The sequence below is a fragment of the Sulfurospirillum sp. genome (genome assembly GCF_036802865.1).
Taxonomy (GTDB): Bacteria; Campylobacterota; Campylobacteria; order Campylobacterales; family Sulfurospirillaceae; genus Sulfurospirillum.
Genome location: NZ_DAIRVK010000002.1, coordinates 15,764 through 35,474 on the forward strand (window position 1 = coordinate 15,764; position 19,711 = coordinate 35,474).

Genomic DNA, 19,711 nt, shown 5'->3' on the forward strand with positions numbered 1-19,711 from the left:
TAAATGGGAACAGGCTACTTTTGCTTGACATGTAAAAGATTTATTGTTTCATTTTATTACCGTAGGCTCCCTTCATCTTGATGATATTAAGCCCTAAAATAGGGCTTAATTGAATTACGTTAGTAAACAGTACGCTTTTTTGGCATTTTCTTTTTGGGCATCTGCCCATGCTTTATGAAGTAGCATAGTTTTTTCGGTTAACACTTTTCCTGCTAACTCTGGACTTCCAACACCAAAAGGAGGTTTTGGATCGTATTCTAAGGTAAGTTCCATGATTTGAGCTATTTCTTCTCCTCTCAATGTAGCAAGAGCCAAGAGCGCTGCTTTGTATGAACCTGAAACGGGACCTGCTGTGTAAAATTTACCATCTATAAGTACGCCTTGACCAACTACTGGGTGTGCGCCAAGCTCTTCTAATGTATCCATCATTTGAAAATTGGTTCGTGCTTTTTTGTCTTTTAAAAGTCCAGCAGCTCCAAGGAGTAATGTCCCTGCACAAATACCGATAACAATACTTGCATGTTTCGCTTGCTGTTTAACAAACGCCAAAACTTCAGGATCGCTTACAACCTCAGGTGATGTTGCTCCTACAATAAGCACATCAACATTAGGACATGTCTCGAAGGTTGATGTCGCACACATAGGCCAGTTAGGCATAGCATTAAACTGTTCTAGGTTTTTCCAAACAAGGTATGTTTCTGTGTTGGGAACCATTCCAAAAACAGTTTGACCTCCTATGATATCGGGCATAAATACGTCAGGACAGACGAGCGTTGCAACTTTTAATGTTGTGCTTGTATCGTTTTGCATAAATTCTCCTTGAGATGAATTGAAGCAAAATAGTAACAAAGCTTTGAAAATTACGAATGACAGTTTACGAGTCTTGATGTGAGGATATATTTTACATGTAAAGAAACTAAGAGGGCAAAAGTTAAAAATCCACGCTCTACCCTATAAATAGTACCTTCCAATGCACTCTTTTATATCTATTTTAATGACGGCAGTTCCATTCACCATCTTTTCAGGCAATTCTTTATGGGCTAAATGCGGGGCAAATTTTTCAGTAATTTTTGCCAGTGCCTCTTTTTTTTCTTCCATGTTTTCCACAATGCACGCATCTCCTTGGACGATGATGCTGTTAAATTTAGTATTGACATCGCAAGGGTTTTCGACATTTTGATCCAACAATGAAAGCATCTCATCTATTTCAAAACAAACTTTTGTGTTTGATTTTAAAATCTCTATTTTTTGCCCTTTGGGTAATCCATGCAGATAAATTGAGTGTTCGCTATAGACAAAGTGCATGGGTACAACATACGCATAGCCATCGGCTCTAACACAACCGAGTCTTCCCACAAGCGCTCTTTCAAAGAGGGCTTCTGTTTGCTCTTTCGTTAACAGATGTGTTTTTGTTCGGTGTCTCATGCTCACTCCTTTTCATCATTTGCCGCCATTGTAATGAAATCCAAAAATTGCAACAATCCAAAAATTGCTCTCATCCCAAAAGAGGGCAATTTTTGGATTGAATGAATTTTTTTAGGGTGCTACACTTCTTTCTATCAAGTCAAAGGAGTCACGATGAGTTACATCAACAATGATCGTTTAGCAACAGCAGATACAAAGGTATTTAGCATTCTTCAGGGTGAGTTTGAACGACAAGCGACGCATCTTGAAATGATCGCCAGTGAAAATTTTACCTCACGGGCTGTGTTGGAAGCAACGGGAAGTATTTTTACCAACAAATATGCGGAAGGCTACCCACAAAAACGGTATTACGGTGGTTGTGAATGCGCCGATGAGATCGAACAGCTTGCCATCGATAGGCTGTGTGCCATTTTTGGATGTGATTATGCAAACGTCCAGCCTCATTCAGGTAGCCAAGCTAACGGTGCGGTCTATGCGGCACTTCTTCAAGCAGGTGACAAATTGCTCGGTATGGATTTACAGCAAGGTGGTCACTTAACACATGGTGCAAAAGTGAGCTTTTCGGGTAAAAATTACCAGTCGTTTTCGTACGGTGTTGATGAGCAGGGTTATATTGATTATGAGAAGGTTTTGGAGATTGCAACGATCGTCAAACCTAAGATGATCGTGTGCGGTGCTTCGGCGTATGCACGCGAAATTGATTTTGCGAAGTTTCGAGAGATCGCAGACGCGGTGGGTGCGATTTTATTTGCCGACATCGCGCACATTGCAGGTCTTGTTGCTGCGGGTGAGCACATGAGTCCTTTTCCCTATGCGCATGTGGTCACTTCTACGACGCACAAGACACTGAGAGGTCCAAGAGGTGGTGTGATTATGAGCAACGATGAAGCGCTTGCCAAAAAGATTAATTCTGCCATTTTCCCTTCCTTGCAAGGTGGACCGCTTTTACATGTTATCGCTGCAAAAGCCGTAGCGTTTGGTGAGGTTTTGGACCCAAAGTGGAAAGAGTATGCGAAGCAAATTAAGCTCAATGCACGTGTTTTAAGCGATGTATTACTTCAAAGAGGTTTTGAACTGGTTAGTGGTGGAACAGACAACCACTTGATTTTGGTATCATTACTCAGCAAAGATTTTTCAGGCGATGAGGCGAGTAAAGCGCTGGAACGAGCAGGTATCACGGTCAATAAAAACAGTGTACCCAATGACACCAGAAGTGCTATGCAAACTTCAGGTGTTCGTATCGGATCTTCCGCGCTCACGACATTGGGTATGAAAGAAACAGAATTTGAGTTGATCGCGCACCGCATTTGCGATGTGTTAGATGATATCACCAATGTTACGCGTCATGCTGAGATTAAAAAAGAGTTGGTTACTCTTTTGCAAAAATTTAGTGTGTATAGCTGTTCGACCTATTAAAACTTTATAAATGGAGGGACTCTGATGAGCGACATTCAAACGCTGCATAACAATTACCAGCTGATTGAAAAAGCGATCAAATATATCGATGCGCACTTTAAAGAACAGCCCTCCATTGATGTCATAGCAAGCAATATTGGTATGAGTAAGTACCACTTTATCCGAGTTTTTAAAGAGTATGTGGGCGTAACGCCTATGCAGTTTTTGCATTCGGTGACGCTCAATTATGCCAAAGAGCACATCAAAGAGTCGAAGTCCATTTTAGACAGTAGCCTAGATATAGGCCTTTCGAGTGTAAGCCGTTTGCATGAGCTTTTTGTCAATTTAATCGGTGTAACCCCCAAAGAGTGGCGAGAAAAGGGCAAAGACGTTGTCATCACGTACGGTTTTGGCATAACACCTTTTGGACAAGCGCTCATTGCCTATACCGATAAAGGTATCTGTTATTTGGGCTTTATCGACAACAATCAAGAGGCTATTTTTGCGAGGTTTAAAGAGTTGTGGGAAAATGCGAACTTGGTGCATGATGATCTCAAAGCGCAAACCTACTTGGAAAATATTTTTATCAACAATAAAAAATACAACCTCTTAGTCAAAGGAACCAATCTTCAAGTCAATGTTTGGAAAGCACTGTTAAATCTCCCTAATGGCGTGATAGCGACCTATCAAGATATCGCTAATTACATCGAAAAACCCAATGCCGTAAGAGCCGTTGCCAGTGCAATTGGAAAAAATCATATAGGGTATCTTATCCCGTGTCATCGTGTTATCGCCAAAAGTGGTGCAATGAGCGGGTATCGTTGGGGGATTGAGCGAAAGAAAATACTCATAGCGTATGAGTCAACTCATAAAGAGAGTACGGTGGAGGTACGAGATGCGACATCGGAAGATGTGCCTAAACTATGTATATTCCTTAAGAGCCTGTCTCCCAAGAAGAAAGAGCGTGAATGCGACCAATCTACGATGCTTTCTCATTGGATTCAAAACGCACATAACCGTTCTCTGCTTTTAGCGATGCATGAGCAGGAAATCGTTGGTATGGTTTCTTTGATGGAAAATATCTCTCTTTTAAGCGAAGAAAAGAGTGTTTTTGTAACGGAGATAATTGTCTGCAATCAAAAAGAGCTAAGGATTGAGCAGGCATTGCTTGAATACGCCATTTCTGTTTGTGCCTCAAAAGGAAGTCAAAAACTTGTGCTCTTGGCAACAACATCCCCGTTAGAATTTTATGAATCACTAGGCTTCCAACATGCACACGAAGGTACGCTCATATACATGATGCCTAAGTAGTGAGCTTTTAAGCCGCGAGTTTAAGGCGTTCTTTTTGCTCTTCTAGTGTGATGAAAGAGCTTTCTTGATGCAAAAATTTAGAGAGTAACTTTGTCAGTGTATGCGAAATTTCAAAAAGCTCTTCAGCTACATTGGAGACGGCTTGTCCGTTGCCACGGTTGGTGACACTAAGAGCTAGCGTCTCTTGCATGTGTGCGATGAGGGTGTTAACATTGTTGGAGACCGTGTGTGAAAGGGTAACGGCTTGATTTGCAACGGTAAGCGAGTGGGTGATTTCTTGTTGTGATGTGGTGGCAATTTGTCCAAGGGATGCCATGCGTTTGCTGGTATCTTCCATCAAAATACCCACGTGATTGAGACGTTTGGTATTGCTCCCCACACCTTCGATGATATGTTTTACGATGACATCGATGTTTCCTAAACTCTCTTGGGTTCGTTCTGCAAGTTTGCGCACTTCATCGGCGACCACGGCAAAGCCTCGTCCGTGTTCTCCTGCGCGCGCTGCTTCGATGGCGGCATTAAGCGCTAAAAGATTGGTCTGCTCGGCGATCTCATCGATGAGATTAAAGACATTTTTCATTTCATCTACTTGTTTTGTGAGGTCAAACATTTGTTGATTGACTGCGTGTTGCTCCTGTTTACTCTCTTGTACATCATTATGCAAGGCTTCTAAGTCTTTCATAAAATGTTCCATAACGCCCATATTTTGCTTCAAAACATCTCTGGTTTGCTCGCTGACACCTTCGGATTCGCTGAGGGTTTGTTTTAAGGTTGCGATAGGACGATGCATGGTCTCTATGCTACTTTCTTGCGCATGAATGGTTCCTAAAAGCGTTTGAGAGGTCTTTTGTAAACTTTGTGCTGAGTTGTGTGCATGGTGCCCAATGTCTGAAATGCGGATGATCGTCTGCTCAACATTCGTAAATACAGAGCTAATAACACGAGCGATACCATCTAACTCGTCTTTGTTTTCAGCAACTGTTTTGATTTTTTGACGAAAGTCTATATGGTTGGCATCTTCGATAACGGTTTGTAAGTAATGACGCATTTTCAGGGTTTCAATGACAATAAGACGAATCGCTAGCAATAAAAAGAGCAAAGTAATGATGAAAAAGAGAGCCGCAATGCTTAAGTAAGACGTATAGGTTGTGTTTGCTTTATACAGACTTGCCAAGGCTTGATTGCTTTTTTCGAGTTCATTCGTGTCACGCATGAGGTTGGCATTAAGATGGGTGAGATTGGTTTTAACACCTGCCATGGCTTTTTGGGTTTTTTCATTAAATGCGAGTGCTTCTTCTATGATTTTACCTGTAATATCTTCAATGACCAAGGCGATGTCACGTACGGCATCTTCGCTAGGATTGGTGCGCATGACTTCCGCCAAAATGCTAAATTGTCCCGCATAAGGTGCTATAAAAGGGTGCTTCCCTGCGGTCGTTTGTTGCCACGCAATGAGATCGTCCATCAATCGTTCAAGTTTGCGTTGTTGGGATGGCTTGAAATTGAGCGTTGAGAGGTCATTGCGAATGTTACGCAGTGTAGAGAGGTCGTTGTAAAGTAAACCCACTTCTTTGGCTTGGCTTTCAAGTGTGGAAAAATCTTGAATGGTTTTAGCATTGACATTTGTTGTCTCTTCAAGATTGGTTTTAAGTGTTTGGGCTTGTGTGATTTGCTCATTAAAAAAGCTTTGAGTATGCAAAAAATTTATGCTGTAAATGATGCCCATAACGAGAAAAGAGACAAAAATGGTTAAAAATCCAAAGTAAAAGCGATGGGCAATGCTGAGTTGTTTAAGATAGCTAATAAGTGTATGTGGCATTTAGAACTCCGTATCTGGAAGATAAGGTGAATTTTAAACAAAATTGATTGCAAAATTATTACTAAAGGTCATTTTTTGGTCATCATATATAACGTGTTTACAACACAATGGGAGTATAATTTTAAAAGAATTCAATCTTTGCAAGGAGCGTTATATGTCGTTTAAAGCCAAAATCATCGTGACCATTTCAGTGCTGATGTTTTTAAGTTTAAGTATTTTTAGTGCCATAAGCTATAGAGATACTAAGAAAAACAGTGTTATTCAAATTGAAGCCAGTTTGAAGATGGCATCACGCGCTTTAACAGATTATATCGATGTGTGGGCATCTGGTAAAAAAAGTGGTATGGAAAGTTCTGCAAGGACACTGACTGAGATTTCTACAATGGAAGATGCAGACATTCGCTCACGACTGCAAGAAACCACAAAAACACTGGGTGGTTTTGACACGACAGTTGGATTGGAAACAGGCAAAGCCATAACTGGTACGGGTACACCACTTCCTGCTGGGTATGACCCACGTATTCGGGGTTGGTATAAAGCGGTTAAAGCTTCTGGAAAAGTGGGCGTGACCGATGCGTATGTAGATGCAACGACCAACAAGCTCATCGTTTCATTTATGGCACCCATTTTTAAAAATGGTACGTTTTTAGGTGCTGTGGTTATGGATATAGCCTTAGATACATTGGTTAAAGCGACAGCCGATGTCAATTTTAACGGCGGTTATGGTGTTTTGTTTGATACAAAACAAGTGATTATCGCGCATCCTAATAAAGATTTGTTGGGAAAAGAGTTACCTTCGGTATTACCTGAATTGACTCAAAAACTTGAAGGCAAAAAAGATGGTTTGATCGAGTATGATTATCAAGGAAAGGGTAAAATCTTCGCCTTTAAAGTATCAAATGAGACAGGCTGGACACCGAGTATTACCTTTGATAGAGAAGTTGCTTACAGTTTTCTCGGTGAGCAAATAAGAAGCCTAATGATCGCAGGTCTTGTAATGCTCATCCTCTCGATCGGAATCATGATCGTGCTGATTAAAGCACTGCTTCGTCCGCTTGATAACCTCAATGGTGTTGTCCAAGAACTCTCAAGTTCTGAAGGAGATCTTAGACAAAGACTTGAAGCCCATAGTAATGATGAATTTGCACAAGTATCCCGTAATATTAATAAGTTCATTGAAAAACTCCATGAGATTGTTAAAAAGTCTAAAACCATCAGTAATGAAAATGCTTCCATCTCAGAAGAACTTTCCCGTACAGCTACAGAAGTTGTGCGAAATGTTGATACAGAATCAAAGATCATGGAAAGTACCAAAGAAGAAGGTATAGCATTGGTTAAAAGTCTTGAATCTTCGGTCAATAAAGCGAAAAACTCTCAAAAAGCACTCAGTGATACCCAACAAGATATCTTTGATGTTAAAACCAAAGTAGAACAACTTGAACATACCATGCAAGCAACCGCACTAAAAGAGCAAAATCTTGCTGATCGTCTTAATACCGTAAGCCATAATGCCAATGAAGTCAAAGATGTTTTAGGGGTAATTCGAGATATTGCCGATCAAACAAACCTTTTAGCTTTAAATGCTGCTATTGAAGCTGCACGTGCAGGTGAACATGGACGTGGCTTTGCTGTTGTTGCCGATGAAGTACGCAAACTTGCAGAACGTACTCAAAAAAGCTTGGTTGAAATCGATGCAACGATTAATGTTGTTGTTCAATCCATTATGGATGCCAATACAGACATCGCACACAATGCGGGAGAAGTCAATGCACTTGCGTCTATCTCTATTGAACTGCAAGATGGTATGAATAATGTAGCCAATATCATTCATAAAACCATTGATGAATCGCATCATACCGTGAATGACTTTATTGATACTGCAACCAAAATCAAAAAGATTGTCGATGAAATAGAAAAAATCAATGTGATCTCTAAAGAAAACGTGGGAAGTATTGACAATGTCTCTCAAGCCTCTGAACACCTTCATGTTATGACTGAAAATCTCAACAACGAACTTGGGAAGTTTAAGTCGTAAATGACCTTTTAATTCCTCTTTTGCCCAAGCAGTGAAACATTGCTTGGGCATTTTAAGCTTCCTGTATGTACAATCTTTGTAAAAAACAAAGAGTGCCTATGTTAAACAAAGAACTCCTCAAAGGACTTTATGTCCTTACAGACGCAACATTAACCCCAACGGAGACTATGCTTGAACAAGTTGAGCGTGTTTTAAAGTCTGGTGTTAGTGTCATCCAATACCGCGATAAATATGCCAGTGACGAAGAAGCCGAAAAACAATGTATAAGGCTTCAAGCTTTGTGTGATTACTATGAAGCTGTTTTTATCATAGACGATCGCTTAGAGATAGCACATCGCATCAATGCGGATGGTTTACACGTTGGTGAAGACGATGTAAGTTATGAAGAGGCGCGCGCCCTGCTTGGGGATGATAAAATCATCGGTGTATCGTGTTATGGCGATATAGAACGCGCGAAAAAGTATGCCAATCTAGGAGCAGATTATGTCGCTTTTGGCTCATTTTTCCCTTCTCCCACAAAACCCCTTGCCAAAGTTGTAGAACCTGATGTTCTTAAAGTTGCTAAAGCGCAACTAAGCGTGCCTATTTGTGCCATCGGTGGTATCAATGAGGATAATATTGCGTTCCTCTCACGTTATGAGATTGCGATGTATTCGCTGATTAGTGCTGTGTATAAAGAAGATGCTATCGAGGACAATTTAGAAAAATTACAGGCAAAAATATAGAGGAGCGAGCATGGTTCTAGAAAAGTTTGATGTCTCCATCACCAATGCGAGTAAAGGAATGGCGCTGATGCTCATCTTATGGCACCATCTTTTCTATGAGAAGCCAGAAATGGGCTTTATCGTTTTTCAAACGGCACTTTTAGCCAAGGTGTGTGTGGGTATTTACGTGGTACTCAGTGGGTATGGCTTGGCGGAGTCGATTAAGAAAAAAGGGCTTGACTTAGGTGCATTTTACAAGCGCAGATTACTCAAACTTTACATGAACTACTGGCTCATAGCCCTTATTTTTGTCCCTTTTGGGGCATGGTTTATGGGGCGAACACTCTCACTTGTTTACGGTGAGCATGTCTTTCAAGGTTTTATGCTTCAAATGCTGGGTGTTCATATGTTTACATGGGTGAGCTATGGTTACAATGCGACATGGTGGTTTATGAGCCTTATTATCGTGCTATATGCCATTTTTCCTTTTGTGTATACGTTGACTAAAAAGTTCCACCTTTGGTTTTTAGCTTTAACGGCATTGCTTTTATTTGTGCCGATTCCTTTAGTCAACGACTGGATTTTTCCATTTGCTGTGGGTGTGTATCTTTCTCAAAAAGATGGTTTTGTCAAAATGCTCATTTGGTTTGATAAGCAAGGTCGTTGGCGTTTCCTAACACTGGCTATTTTCACAGTATTTGTAGCATGGTACCGCCAAAATGGTTGGTTTTTTGACAGTATCAGAGCCGATACTTTTTTTGCGATTTTGCTCATTATATGGACAACGGAACTGATTGTTTTTTCTACTTGGGCGAAAAAGGCATTTGAATTTGTGGGTGTTCACTCGTTCAATATCTTTTTATTTCACACGTTTATTTACTACTATTATTTTCCTAATTTTATCTACAGCTTTAAATACCCCGTAGTGATTTTTGCAGTACTTTTAGGGATTTGTTTGGTTCTATCTGTAGGTATCGAGAGATTTAAAAAAGTGATTGGATTTGATAAGCTGATCTAAGAAAAAGTGCAAGAGATGCTTTAAAACATCTCTTGTTTGGCGTTAAAGGCTATAGCAACGCGGTTTTTTGAACAAATTTTTGGCTGAGATGGTTGAATTCCGCACTCTCGACCCATTGCTCAGGAGCAGAGACATACTCGACTAAATTTTCCAAGAGAACATAATGTGCTCTCTCTTCTTCTGCAATGCGCAAAAATGCTTTTTTTTGCTCTGCATCTTCAACCATTAAGGCTTTTTCCGTATAAAATTTGTAGCTATTCTCTTCAGAGAGTAGGGCGCTTTTGTAAAACTCTATTTGATCTTGGCTAAAGCTTGGTGTTGCGTTCTCTTTTTGTAATTTTTCAAAAATATTTTTAGTGTGTTTAAAAATGTCAACACTGGGTTGTGTTGGAATAATTTGATTTTTACTCATCTTGTCAAACACAATGTAGTGTTTCACCTCTTCATCCGCAAGCATGATAAGGATAGACTTCACCCCTTTATCGGATGTTTTTTCGGCTAACTCTCGGTAGTATCGCTCTCCATCTTTTTCGACTTTCATCGCATATTCGTAGACATTCATCGTACACCCCTTTTTTTGGTTTTAATACTAAGATAAATCTCCATTCAGTTTATAGAAACTATATGATAAAAAGCTGATAAAGAATAAGGTTTAATTTTTAATTACTACTAAAATAAGCATGAAAGTCTATAAAGGCATTTTAAGTTCATGACTTTCTATCCATTCAAGTGGATTCTCAACAAAGGCCAGAAGATTTTGGAGCAAAATCATATGCTCTTTTTCTTCTTCCGCAATGCGAAAGAAAGCCTCTTTTTGTGCTCCATCTTCAAGCATATTTCCTTTTTCGATGTAAAATTGATAACTGTTTTCTTCCGTGCGAAGAGCGCTTTTAAAGGCTTCAATGTAAGAGCGCGAAAAAGAAAAATGTGGGTTTTCTTTACGCATTTTGTGAAACAACGCAAGGGTGTGTTTGATTAAATGGGTTGTATGTTGCGTTGTAAATGTTTGTCGTTTATTCATTTTTTCAAAAATTATATAGTGCTTTACTTCTTCTTCTGCGAGCATCAAAAAAATATTTTTAATACCTTCATCTTCTATTTTTTCGGCAAGATCAAGATAGAAGATCTCTCCGTCTTTTTCAATTTGCATCGCGTATTCGTAGATATTCATAGTATCCCTTAATGTGTCTTAATGAAGATATTGTATAAAAATTTGATGATAAATCTCTTGAAAGCGCTAGAGCGATTTATCTAAAATGAGTATTAAAACGACAAAAAAGTGAAAAGTAGAACCTCCCAATACAAAAAAATGCCAGATGGTATGACTGTAGGCAAGTCCTTTCCAAACATAAAAAATAATTCCAATCGTATAGGTAATTCCTCCTGCTACCAGTAAGCATAGTGGCAAAAAAGCCACATTCTCAAGTAGTGGTTGAACTGCAAAGATCACCATCCATCCCATAAGGGCATACAAACTCAAAGAGGTCTTATGAAAGCGTTCTGGGTAGATAATCTTGAGGGTAATCCCAAAAGCTGCAATAGCCCAAGCAATGCCAAAAAGCACCCATCCTACAACGCCTTTAATACCTAAAAGCGAGATGGGCGTATACGTTCCTGCAATAAGAACATAAATAGCACAGTGGTCAACTTGGCGTAAAATAGCTTTAGCATGAGGGAGGCGAATAGCATGGTAAAGCGTTGAAGCGCCATACATCACCATCAATGAAAGTCCAAAAACTAAAGCAGTTGCTATTTTGACTCCATCACCACTTTGCCCTGCAAAAACACACAAAAGGGTCAGTGCGCTCACACTCAACAAAAGCCCAATACCATGTGTTATGCTATGCCAAATCTCTTCTATTAAAGAGTAAGAATTTGTTATTTCGATGGTGCTATCCTTTCCGACTATTTTCAGTAGAAGTACGTTCATTATACTGCTATTTTGTAAATATAGTGTCTTTTCAGGACAAAGCAAAAATCATGCATACCAAGCCCTTCTGTTAGCCCTTTATGAAGGTAATCTAAGGCATATATTGGGTACAATTTTTACATCATAACAGATTCAAAGGAGATTGGAATGCTTGAAATTCAGACCATTGCAATGTTTGTAACGGCTTCAACACTTTTAGCACTTGCCCCAGGTCCCGATGTGCTTTTTGTTTTAACCCAGTCTATGACCAAAGGGAGCAGGGCAGGCATTGTTATTGCCCTTGGTTTATGTAGTGGGCTTATTTTTCATACAACTGCTGTTGCACTTGGCGTTGCTGTTATTTTTCAAACATCTGCCATTGCGTTTAGTATTTTAAAATTTGTGGGTGCTGCTTATCTTCTTTATCTTGCATTTATGGCATTTAAAGACGCAAGTAAAAGTAAACTAGAAAGCGATAAAAGCCCCATTAGCTTTAGCGCACTTTATAAACGTGGTATTTTCATGAACATTACCAATCCTAAAGTCTCTATCTTTTTTCTTGCATTTTTACCTCAATTTACCAATCCTTCTCTTGGTAATGTAACAGGGCAAATTTTTAGCCTTGGTGCTTTGTTTATGCTCAGTGCTTTTGTGGTTTTCACGCTTGTCTCTTTGCTGGCTGGTCGTTTAGGTACATGGTTTAGTCAAACGAAAAATGGTGAAAAAATTCTTAATCGTATTGCGGGGACTGTATTTGCAGGTTTGGCAATTAAATTAGCACTTTCGTCACGATAGGCATGGCACGATGAAAAAGTCACAACTTTTGGCTGTTATTCTTGCACTGTTCGCAGGAGTGTTACTTATTGAAATTTTTTTACAAAATATTTTAGGGTCATAAAAAATATCATACGTTTGTGTGACGTAGTTGTTACGATATTATATAAAAATTATGTAACGGAGTAAGTATGAAAATAGGTCTATTTATCCCCTGTTTTATGAACGAGTTATACCCTGAAGCTTCCATGTCAACGCTTAAGGTGTTGGAAAATTTGGGGTTAGATGTGGAGTATCCGCTGGAGCAAACCTGTTGTGGGCAAGCTCAAGCTAACACAGGCTGTGCTAAAGAAACGGCTGTGCTTGCTGAACGCTTTTTTAAAATCTTCAAAGATTACGATTACATCGTAGCGCCTAGTGGAAGCTGTGTCAGTATGGTTCGTCATAATTATGCTCAATTTCTAGAAAGTCGTGATGGATTTGAGCGAATGCGAAGCCATACCTACGAACTCATCGAATTTTTACATGATGTTATCAAACCTACTTCTATGAATGCAACATTTAAACACAAAGTCGGTATTCATAACAGCTGTCATGCACACCGTGAACTTGGTTTGGCAAGTATGAGTGAGAAAAATGTACCCGAATTTTCTAAAATTAAAAACTTACTGGATAAAGTTGAGGGCATTAGTTATTCTGAGTTAACGCGAAAAGATGAATGCTGTGGCTTTGGTGGTACGTTTGCTATTACCGAAGAAGCGATGAGTATTGCTATGGGACGTGCTCGTTTGCAAGATCACCTTGATGCAGGTAGCGAGTATATTACCGGTGTTGATATGTCGTGTTTGATGCACATGCAAGGTGTGATTGATCGTGAAAAAATGCCACTTAAAACTGTTTATATTGCCCAAATTTTAGCAGGAGATGTCCAATGAGTCACCACAACCATCCTGAACTTGCCGATAAGTTTGCTAGCAATGTTGAGCGTATGAAATGGCATGATAAAGCTTTGTGGTTTGTTCGTGTTAAACGTGACAATCAAGCAAAAAGCTTAGATGAGTGGGAATCACTTCGCGGTACTGCCGATAAGATCAAATCTCACACGCTAGCCAATCTTGATGAATACCTTGAAATTTTCGAGAAAAATGCCCAAGCACGTGGCATTCGTGTTCATTGGGCGAAAGATGCTAAAGAGCATAATGAGATAGTGCTCGACATTTTGCGTTCAAAAAATGTCAAGATGATCGTTAAGAGCAAATCGATGTTAACCGAAGAGTGCCATCTTAACCCTTATCTTGAAAAAAATGGCATCGAAGTAGTTGATACAGACCTTGGAGAGCGCATTGTGCAACTGCGTAATGAGCCTCCATCTCATATCGTATTGCCAGCGATTCATCTTAAAAAAGAGGATGTTGGAACGACCTTTGAGAAATTTTTAAAGACGGAAAAAGGCAATTCTGATCCAACGTATTTGACGCGTGCTGCACGTGCGCATTTGCGTGAGAAGTTTTTAGGTGCTGATGCGGCAATGACAGGTGTTAACTTTGCAATTGCTGAAACAGGTGGCATTGTGGTGTGTACGAATGAAGGCAACGCTGATTTAGGGGCTGCTTTACCAAAACTGCATATTGCGTGCATGGGTATTGAAAAGATTATTCCTCGTCTTAAAGATTTGAGCATTTTTACCCGTTTATTGGCTCGCAGTGCGACAGGTCAACCTGTAACAACCTATACATCACATTACCATGGAGCGGTTGAAGGTGGTGAGATGCATGTGGTTATCGTCGATAATGGCAGAAGTAAAATTTTAAGTGACGAGCGTTACGTTAAATCACTTCAGTGTATTCGTTGTGGCGCGTGTCTCAATACTTGTCCGATCTACCGAAGAAGTGGTGGGTACAGTTATGGTTATACTATCCCTGGACCAATTGGCTCAACTTTGGCACCAAGTCGCGATTTGAAAAAATACTACAGCTTACCGTTTGCGTGTTCTCTGTGCTCTTCTTGCTCAAATGTTTGTCCCGTTAAAGTGGATTTAGCCCAACAGCTCTATCTCAAACGGCAGGATGTTGTGGAAGCGGGTTACTTAAGCCCTACAAAACATAATGCCTTAAAAATGGCAACATGGTTGATGTGCCGTCCAAAACTAATGGATCTTGCAGGCTTTATGGCACGTAAAATAGTACCGATTTTACCACGTTTTCTGGTCTACTCAAAATTCAATCTCTGGGGAAAAGGTAGAGAACTACCACCATTCCCCCAAAACAGTTTTAAAGAACTTTACAAAGCGAAAAAGGGTATCAAATGAGTTCACGTGAAGCCATTTTAAAAGCAATCAAAGCAGCAAAACCATACAGTGAAAATGCTTTACCCGAAGTCAATATTTTGCATACAACGTATGATGATTTGGATGCTAAATTTGCCTCAAGTTTGGCAAGTGTCGGTGGAAATGCAGTCCAACTTGAAAGTGTAAGCGCTGTGCAAGCGTACATCAAAGAACACTATAAAGACGCATCTGTTATTGTCTCAACGGTGAGTGGACTTGAAGGCACAAAAGAGCTTGGTGCAACGGATGATCCTCATACCCTTAAAGACGTTGATCTTGCGATCATTAAAGGTGAATTTGCAGTGGCTGAAAATGGTGCAGTATGGGTTAAAGAAGCTGATGCAAGACACCGTGCACTTTATTTTATCGCTCAAAAGTTGATGATTGTTGTGCCTAAGGGTGAAGTGGTTCACAGTATGCATGAAGCATACACCAGAGTCAGTTTTGGTGCAAAAGATATATTTGGCATTTTCATCAGCGGACCTTCAAAGACGGCTGATATTGAGCAATCTCTTGTTATTGGAGCACATGGTGCAACTGAGGCATGTGTGGTGTTCATTTAATTCTAATACAAAAGGGGCTAAGTAGCCCCTTTATCGTGTTATGTAAATACTAAAGAAGTTTTTCTTTTGCTCGAAAACGAGGTAATTGAGAGACGATAATTCCTCCAAAAATCACAAAGCTTGCCATCATCTCCGTTTGACTGAGTACTTCCCCTAAAAAGAGATACGCCAACAGTACGGTAAACACAGGAATGAGATTGACAAAAACAGAAGCTTTTGAGGCTTCGATACGACTGAGTGCCAGGTTAAACATGCCGTATCCCCCGAGCGTAACGACAATTCCCAAATAGAAAATCCAACCAACCACATCCCATGTAATGCTCATTGGAAGTGTAAAATACTCCCAAACAGCGAGTGGCGCAAAAAATATCGTGCCAATAAAGGCTTGAATAGCCGTCAAGAAAAGGGCAGAAAATCTTTGGCTAAGATATCGCACAGAGATGGCATACCATGTACCACAGACCATGGCACAAAATTCCAAGAAGTTGCCTAAAAGTGGATTGCTTGCATGTTCACTGCTTTGTGCCCCAAGGCTCAGCCAAACGGCACCCACAACGGCTAGAAAAGAACCTAGCACGACACGCTTACTCAGGTACTCTTTGAGTACAAAACTTGCCGCAATAGCTGTCATAAGAGGCATCATTGACGTAATCATACCTGCTTGAGATGCTGTGGTGAGTTGCAAAGCTTTTGCTTCAAAAATAAAGTAAAAACAAGGCTCAAAAAGCGTCAGTAAAAGAATGTACTTGATGTCTTTTTTCGTAAATTCAAGCTTTCTAAATTGGTTAATAAAATAGACAAAACAGAGGCTTGCAACCACCATACGTCCAAAGACGACACTCATGGGACCTAATGGACCAATAGCCGCTTTAAGAGTTATAAATGAACTTGCCCATGTCAGCATAGCTATGAGTAAAAATAAAATACCAATCAGATCAATACGTTGTTGTTTCACGAAGTCTCTTTCAAAAAAATTGTGCGCCATTGTACACTGTGTTTGTTAAAAGCAGTGCGAGGCAAAGTGTGTAGTTTATCCGCGAAAGCGTTTTAAAATGCCTTTTAAATACTCTTCTGCCAAAGTGCCAATCTCAACCTCAGTGAGCGTAATAGGTGCACTTTGACTAGGAATATTGTTTAGCAGTACCGCAAGTTGTGTACAAGTTTTAAAAAGTTCTTCAGGGCTCATGGAAACCATGACTTGTAAAACGTCATTAGGGAGATTTTTGGGTTCTAATTGATGAAGGGCTGTAATTTTCGCTAAAAAAGTTTCAATCGTTGGATGCAAGGCTTTTCCTTATTTTTTGTGTGCAATTATGCCACATTCTTGGCTTATCTTTTCCATTAACATTTCCATGTAAGCGTTTTTATGCTTTATGCACGTTACAATCTAGCAATCTTTATACAAGGGCTTTGCCATGAGCATGTACGATCTTGAGGCGTTTTTACGCTCCATTCATCCGTTTCAACTGCTTTCTAAAACCGAGATAAGTAAAGCCATTAGTGCGATGAATATCGCTTACTACAAAAAAGAGACACTTCTACTCTCGCCTTCAAAACCTTCAGAATTTTTGTACATCATCATCAAAGGTGAAGTAGGGGAGTTTAACGAAGAAGAGTTACTTAAAGTGTACAGCAAGTCCAACTCTTTTGATGCAGATGCACTCATTTACGCTAAAAGTGAAAGTAGTTTTAAAGTGCTTGAGGAGCTTATTTGTTATGAACTCAAAAAAGAGGACTTCTTAGCACTGCTTGATAGCAATGCCGCATTTAAGGCCTATTTCATTCAAGATCTTGCCAATAAAATCCAATCTGCCAAACAAAAAGAGTACACCACCGAACTTTCAGGTTTTATGATGGCACGGGTGCAAGACAGCTATTTGCATGAACCGACTATTGTAGATAAAGAGTGTTCTATTATGGATGCGCTTAAACAGATGGATAGTAAGAAAAGTAACTGCATTATCGTGCGCAATGGCGATGGGTACGAGTATGGCATTGTTACCGATAGCATTGTTCGCAAACATGTGTTGTTTGAAGCGTACGACAAACATGCCCCCATAGGACCCATTGCGATTTACCCCATCATTACCATTGAAGCCGATGACTACCTTTTTAATGCACTTTTGAGCTTTACGAAGCATTCGATTAAGCGTTTGATTGTGACACGTGATGGTGAGATTATCGGTATTTTAGAGCAACTTGATTTGCTGAGTTATTTTGCTAATCATACGTATTTGGTTGCTGTTCAGATCCGAAAAGCAACGAGTATTGAAGAGCTCAAACAAGCAAGCAGCGATCTCATCAACATTGTTAAAAAACTACATGTCAAAGGGACAAAGGTTGATTATATCGCGAAGCTAATTTCTGAGATCAACGAGAAGATTTACGAAAAACTCTACGGGATGATTGTTCCAGAGGAGCTTGCTAAAAAAGCCTGTTTGATTGTTATGGGCAGTGAAGGGCGTAAAGAACAACTGCTTAAAACCGATCAAGACAATGCCCTTATTATCGATGATAGTATGGATGCCAGCCTTTATGAGCCTTACATGCAACGCTTTACGCAAACACTCATCGACTTTGGATTCCCACGTTGTGAGGGGAACATCATGGTTTCTAACCCTTACTGGTGCAAGCATTGGAGCGCTTACCATAAGGAGATTGTACGGTGGTTTGATGCGCCTACGATGGAAGATGTGATGAACCTTGCGATCTTTTTTGATGCCATTGCTGTTGCGGGTGATGCGTCGATGCTTCGTAAACTCAAAGAAGAAGTATTTGAGCATGTCGAAGAGCAGAGCCCTTTTTTAGCGAACTTCGCCAAAGCCGCAACGGCGTTTGAAACACCCATCGGCATCTTTACAACGCTTATTTCAGAAAACAATAAAATTGACGTTAAAAAGGGGGGTATTTTCCCCATTGTTCAAGGTGTACGCGCCCTTGCGTTGGAGCATAAAATCGAGCCAACCGATACAGTGACTCGCATCAAAAAGCTTGCAAAAGCAGACGTCATCGATGCAGATTTTGCAGGTGCACTCACCGAAGCACTCGACACATTGCTGAACCTTCGTCTCAAAGAGCGTTTGGCACGAGGCGAGAGCAAAGGACTTGACAACTTTGTGAACATCGAAAACCTCAATCAGTTAGAGCTAGAGCTTCTCAAAGACAGCTTCAAAATCGTCAATAAATTTAAAAAGTTTTTGACGCACCATTTTAAACTCTCGATGGTAAGCTAGCATGTTTGCCTCTTTTTTTGCCAAACGCAATGCCCAAAAAATCAAAGACGAGCAGTACCGTTTTTTATTTGAGGAAGCCCCCGAAGATGAAGTTGTGGTATTTGACACCGAAACGACAGGGCTGAACCCCAAAAAAGATGAGATTCTCTCCATCGGAGCGGTGAAGCTCAAAGGCAATAAAATCTTGATGTCCCAAAAGTTCGAGCTCTTTGTCAAACCCACACGAGAGGTGGGCGAGCAAAGCATCAAGATTCATCAAATTCGCAATATTGACTTAGAGAATGGGTGCGAAGCACGCGAGGCAATCACGCAGTTTTTACACTTCATAGGCGCACGCCCACTGGTAGGCTATTACCTCGAATTTGACATAAAGATGATCAATAAATACGTTAAACCATGGCTTGGCATCACACTTCCCAATCCTCAAATCGAAGTCTCAGGACTCTACCATGACAAAAAAATAAAATTCATTCCCGATGGTGTTATAGATTTGCGGTTTGATGTGATGATGAACGATCTAGGCTTGCCTATCTTTGGAAAGCATGACGCGCTCAATGATGCCGTTATGACGGCAATGATGTATATTAAATTGCAGAATATTGGGAAGATGTAGAGAAGTAGAAAGCGTTATACTTTACATGTAAAACTTTAAATATCGCACAAAGGGCACTGGTCGTGCCACAGTGTGCAGATACCTTACGCTTTTTTAAAACGGCAAGGGCATTGTTTGAGTTTAGCGTCTACACTAAATTTCCCAGCTCCTAAAAAGAAGAGGGCGATTGAGGCAATTAAATAAAGAAGTGGCAACTCGATCATAAGTCCGCCCGTTTCCGCATCAATCGCAAAAAGCATCTCGCTGTGTGCTAATGCAATTGCAAACAGCATTGTTCCACCAAATATCAGTGAACTCACTCGCGTCAATAGTCCGAGAATAAGTAGAAGTGGCATGAGAATTTCGCCTACATAAACACCGTAAGCAAGTAACGATGGTAGACCAAAACTTACGACCAACTCTTTAATGCCATCAATGCCTCCTTGAAATTTTGCGATGCCGTGAAAAAGCATTAGCGCAGAAACTGATACGCGCAATACAAGGCTGGCAATATCTTTATTTTCATATTTTGCAAATATGTTTTCTATACACATAGAAGTCCTTTTACTTAGATTGTTTTGTTGGATGTTTGTATGCATTGGAGGAA

At 40.2% G+C, this 19,711-nt stretch carries 20 protein-coding genes; 11 read left to right on the forward strand and 9 right to left on the reverse strand.

Going from position 1 to position 19,711, the window contains the following annotated elements; genetic code table 11:
• Positions 1–114 precede the first annotated feature (114 nt).
• The gene (locus V7Q04_RS04410; RefSeq protein ID WP_333803714.1) at positions 115–810 is read right to left on the reverse strand and encodes a DJ-1/PfpI family protein; all 696 of its coding nucleotides are present in this window, start codon (positions 808–810) and stop codon (positions 115–117) included.
• Between the two features lie 141 nt (positions 811–951).
• Positions 952–1,425: a pyridoxamine 5'-phosphate oxidase family protein gene (locus V7Q04_RS04415; RefSeq protein WP_333803715.1), complete on the reverse strand. Its 474-nt coding sequence runs from the start codon at positions 1,423–1,425 to the stop codon at positions 952–954.
• Between the two features lie 153 nt (positions 1,426–1,578).
• Between V7Q04_RS04415 and V7Q04_RS04420 the strand changes: the two genes are divergently transcribed.
• Entirely contained in the window at positions 1,579–2,841 is a 1,263-nt protein-coding gene (locus tag V7Q04_RS04420) for a serine hydroxymethyltransferase (RefSeq protein ID WP_333803716.1), read from the forward strand.
• 24 nt (positions 2,842–2,865) lie between these two features.
• A complete protein-coding gene (locus V7Q04_RS04425) occupies positions 2,866–4,131 on the forward strand; it encodes a methylated-DNA--[protein]-cysteine S-methyltransferase (RefSeq protein WP_333803717.1) in 1,266 nt (421 codons plus the stop codon).
• A gap of 7 nt (positions 4,132–4,138) precedes the next feature.
• Here V7Q04_RS04425 and V7Q04_RS13140 read toward each other — a convergent pair whose 3' ends face one another.
• The gene (locus V7Q04_RS13140) at positions 4,139–4,741 is read right to left on the reverse strand and encodes a methyl-accepting chemotaxis protein (protein ID WP_443070038.1); all 603 of its coding nucleotides are present in this window, start codon (positions 4,739–4,741) and stop codon (positions 4,139–4,141) included.
• Between the two features lie 1,363 nt (positions 4,742–6,104).
• On the opposite strand from V7Q04_RS13140, the gene V7Q04_RS04435 reads away from it, so the two are divergent.
• The 3 genes from V7Q04_RS04435 (at position 6,105) to V7Q04_RS04445 (ending at position 9,707) form a co-directional block, all read left to right on the forward strand.
• Positions 6,105–7,985: a methyl-accepting chemotaxis protein gene (locus tag V7Q04_RS04435; RefSeq protein WP_333803719.1), complete on the forward strand. Its 1,881-nt coding sequence runs from the start codon at positions 6,105–6,107 to the stop codon at positions 7,983–7,985.
• 98 nt (positions 7,986–8,083) lie between these two features.
• Positions 8,084–8,710, forward strand: coding sequence for a thiamine phosphate synthase (gene thiE, locus V7Q04_RS04440; RefSeq protein WP_333803720.1), 627 nt, complete (start codon positions 8,084–8,086; stop codon positions 8,708–8,710).
• Positions 8,711–8,720: 10 nt separating this feature from the next.
• The gene (locus tag V7Q04_RS04445) at positions 8,721–9,707 is read left to right on the forward strand and encodes an acyltransferase (RefSeq protein WP_333803721.1); all 987 of its coding nucleotides are present in this window, start codon (positions 8,721–8,723) and stop codon (positions 9,705–9,707) included.
• Positions 9,708–9,756: 49 nt separating this feature from the next.
• Here the strand turns inward: V7Q04_RS04445 and V7Q04_RS04450 are convergent, their stop codons facing one another.
• From V7Q04_RS04450 to trhA, 3 genes are all read right to left on the reverse strand, one after another.
• On the reverse strand, positions 9,757–10,269 hold the full coding sequence (locus V7Q04_RS04450; protein WP_333803722.1) for a ferritin-like domain-containing protein: 513 nt from the start codon (positions 10,267–10,269) through the stop codon (positions 9,757–9,759).
• 126 nt (positions 10,270–10,395) lie between these two features.
• Positions 10,396–10,878, reverse strand: coding sequence for a ferritin family protein (locus tag V7Q04_RS04455; protein ID WP_333803723.1), 483 nt, complete (start codon positions 10,876–10,878; stop codon positions 10,396–10,398).
• Positions 10,879–10,944: 66 nt separating this feature from the next.
• The gene (trhA, locus tag V7Q04_RS04460; RefSeq protein WP_333803724.1) at positions 10,945–11,637 is read right to left on the reverse strand and encodes a PAQR family membrane homeostasis protein TrhA; all 693 of its coding nucleotides are present in this window, start codon (positions 11,635–11,637) and stop codon (positions 10,945–10,947) included.
• Positions 11,638–11,784: 147 nt separating this feature from the next.
• Between trhA and V7Q04_RS04465 the strand changes: the two genes are divergently transcribed.
• The 4 genes from V7Q04_RS04465 to V7Q04_RS04480 all read left to right on the forward strand — a co-directional run bounded on the left by V7Q04_RS04465 (position 11,785) and on the right by V7Q04_RS04480 (position 15,279).
• Positions 11,785–12,411, forward strand: coding sequence for a LysE family translocator (locus V7Q04_RS04465; protein WP_333803725.1), 627 nt, complete (start codon positions 11,785–11,787; stop codon positions 12,409–12,411).
• Positions 12,412–12,581: 170 nt separating this feature from the next.
• Positions 12,582–13,325, forward strand: a complete 744-nt coding sequence (locus tag V7Q04_RS04470; RefSeq protein WP_333803726.1) for a (Fe-S)-binding protein — start codon at positions 12,582–12,584, stop codon at positions 13,323–13,325.
• Complete coding sequence (locus V7Q04_RS04475; protein ID WP_333803727.1) at positions 13,322–14,698, forward strand: lactate utilization protein B; 1,377 nt, start codon at positions 13,322–13,324, stop codon at positions 14,696–14,698. Before V7Q04_RS04470 ends, V7Q04_RS04475 begins: the two co-directional genes overlap by 4 nt.
• Positions 14,695–15,279, forward strand: coding sequence for a LutC/YkgG family protein (locus V7Q04_RS04480; RefSeq protein WP_333803728.1), 585 nt, complete (start codon positions 14,695–14,697; stop codon positions 15,277–15,279). Before V7Q04_RS04475 ends, V7Q04_RS04480 begins: the two co-directional genes overlap by 4 nt.
• Before the next feature lie 49 nt (positions 15,280–15,328).
• Here the strand turns inward: V7Q04_RS04480 and V7Q04_RS04485 are convergent, their stop codons facing one another.
• Together V7Q04_RS04485 and V7Q04_RS04490 are read right to left on the reverse strand one after the other, a co-directional pair.
• Entirely contained in the window at positions 15,329–16,234 is a 906-nt protein-coding gene (locus tag V7Q04_RS04485) for a DMT family transporter (protein ID WP_333803729.1), read from the reverse strand.
• Between the two features lie 75 nt (positions 16,235–16,309).
• The gene (locus V7Q04_RS04490) at positions 16,310–16,564 is read right to left on the reverse strand and encodes a hypothetical protein (protein WP_333803730.1); all 255 of its coding nucleotides are present in this window, start codon (positions 16,562–16,564) and stop codon (positions 16,310–16,312) included.
• 130 nt (positions 16,565–16,694) lie between these two features.
• Between V7Q04_RS04490 and V7Q04_RS04495 the strand changes: the two genes are divergently transcribed.
• Both V7Q04_RS04495 and V7Q04_RS04500 read left to right on the forward strand, forming a co-directional pair.
• A complete protein-coding gene (locus V7Q04_RS04495; RefSeq protein ID WP_333803731.1) occupies positions 16,695–18,512 on the forward strand; it encodes a putative nucleotidyltransferase substrate binding domain-containing protein in 1,818 nt (605 codons plus the stop codon).
• Between the two features lies 1 nt (position 18,513).
• A complete protein-coding gene (locus V7Q04_RS04500) occupies positions 18,514–19,125 on the forward strand; it encodes a 3'-5' exonuclease (protein WP_333803732.1) in 612 nt (203 codons plus the stop codon).
• A gap of 83 nt (positions 19,126–19,208) precedes the next feature.
• Here V7Q04_RS04500 and V7Q04_RS04505 read toward each other — a convergent pair whose 3' ends face one another.
• Entirely contained in the window at positions 19,209–19,658 is a 450-nt protein-coding gene (locus V7Q04_RS04505) for a DoxX family protein (RefSeq protein ID WP_333803733.1), read from the reverse strand.
• Positions 19,659–19,711: the final 53 nt, after the last annotated feature.

Coding starts and splice junctions, on each gene's coding strand:
- V7Q04_RS04410 (WP_333803714.1), bottom strand. CDS start 810: ATGCAAAACGATACAAGCACAACATTAAAAGTTGCAACGCTCGTCTGT.
- V7Q04_RS04415 (WP_333803715.1), bottom strand. CDS start 1,425: ATGAGACACCGAACAAAAACACATCTGTTAACGAAAGAGCAAACAGAA.
- V7Q04_RS04420 (WP_333803716.1), top strand. CDS start 1,579: ATGAGTTACATCAACAATGATCGTTTAGCAACAGCAGATACAAAGGTA.
- V7Q04_RS04425 (WP_333803717.1), top strand. CDS start 2,866: ATGAGCGACATTCAAACGCTGCATAACAATTACCAGCTGATTGAAAAA.
- V7Q04_RS13140 (WP_443070038.1), bottom strand. CDS start 4,741: ATGTTTGACCTCACAAAACAAGTAGATGAAATGAAAAATGTCTTTAAT.
- V7Q04_RS04435 (WP_333803719.1), top strand. CDS start 6,105: ATGTCGTTTAAAGCCAAAATCATCGTGACCATTTCAGTGCTGATGTTT.
- thiE (WP_333803720.1), top strand. CDS start 8,084: ATGTTAAACAAAGAACTCCTCAAAGGACTTTATGTCCTTACAGACGCA.
- V7Q04_RS04445 (WP_333803721.1), top strand. CDS start 8,721: ATGGTTCTAGAAAAGTTTGATGTCTCCATCACCAATGCGAGTAAAGGA.
- V7Q04_RS04450 (WP_333803722.1), bottom strand. CDS start 10,269: ATGAATGTCTACGAATATGCGATGAAAGTCGAAAAAGATGGAGAGCGA.
- V7Q04_RS04455 (WP_333803723.1), bottom strand. CDS start 10,878: ATGAATATCTACGAATACGCGATGCAAATTGAAAAAGACGGAGAGATC.
- trhA (WP_333803724.1), bottom strand. CDS start 11,637: ATGAACGTACTTCTACTGAAAATAGTCGGAAAGGATAGCACCATCGAA.
- V7Q04_RS04465 (WP_333803725.1), top strand. CDS start 11,785: ATGCTTGAAATTCAGACCATTGCAATGTTTGTAACGGCTTCAACACTT.
- V7Q04_RS04470 (WP_333803726.1), top strand. CDS start 12,582: ATGAAAATAGGTCTATTTATCCCCTGTTTTATGAACGAGTTATACCCT.
- V7Q04_RS04475 (WP_333803727.1), top strand. CDS start 13,322: ATGAGTCACCACAACCATCCTGAACTTGCCGATAAGTTTGCTAGCAAT.
- V7Q04_RS04480 (WP_333803728.1), top strand. CDS start 14,695: ATGAGTTCACGTGAAGCCATTTTAAAAGCAATCAAAGCAGCAAAACCA.
- V7Q04_RS04495 (WP_333803731.1), top strand. CDS start 16,695: ATGAGCATGTACGATCTTGAGGCGTTTTTACGCTCCATTCATCCGTTT.
- V7Q04_RS04500 (WP_333803732.1), top strand. CDS start 18,514: ATGTTTGCCTCTTTTTTTGCCAAACGCAATGCCCAAAAAATCAAAGAC.
- V7Q04_RS04505 (WP_333803733.1), bottom strand. CDS start 19,658: ATGTGTATAGAAAACATATTTGCAAAATATGAAAATAAAGATATTGCC.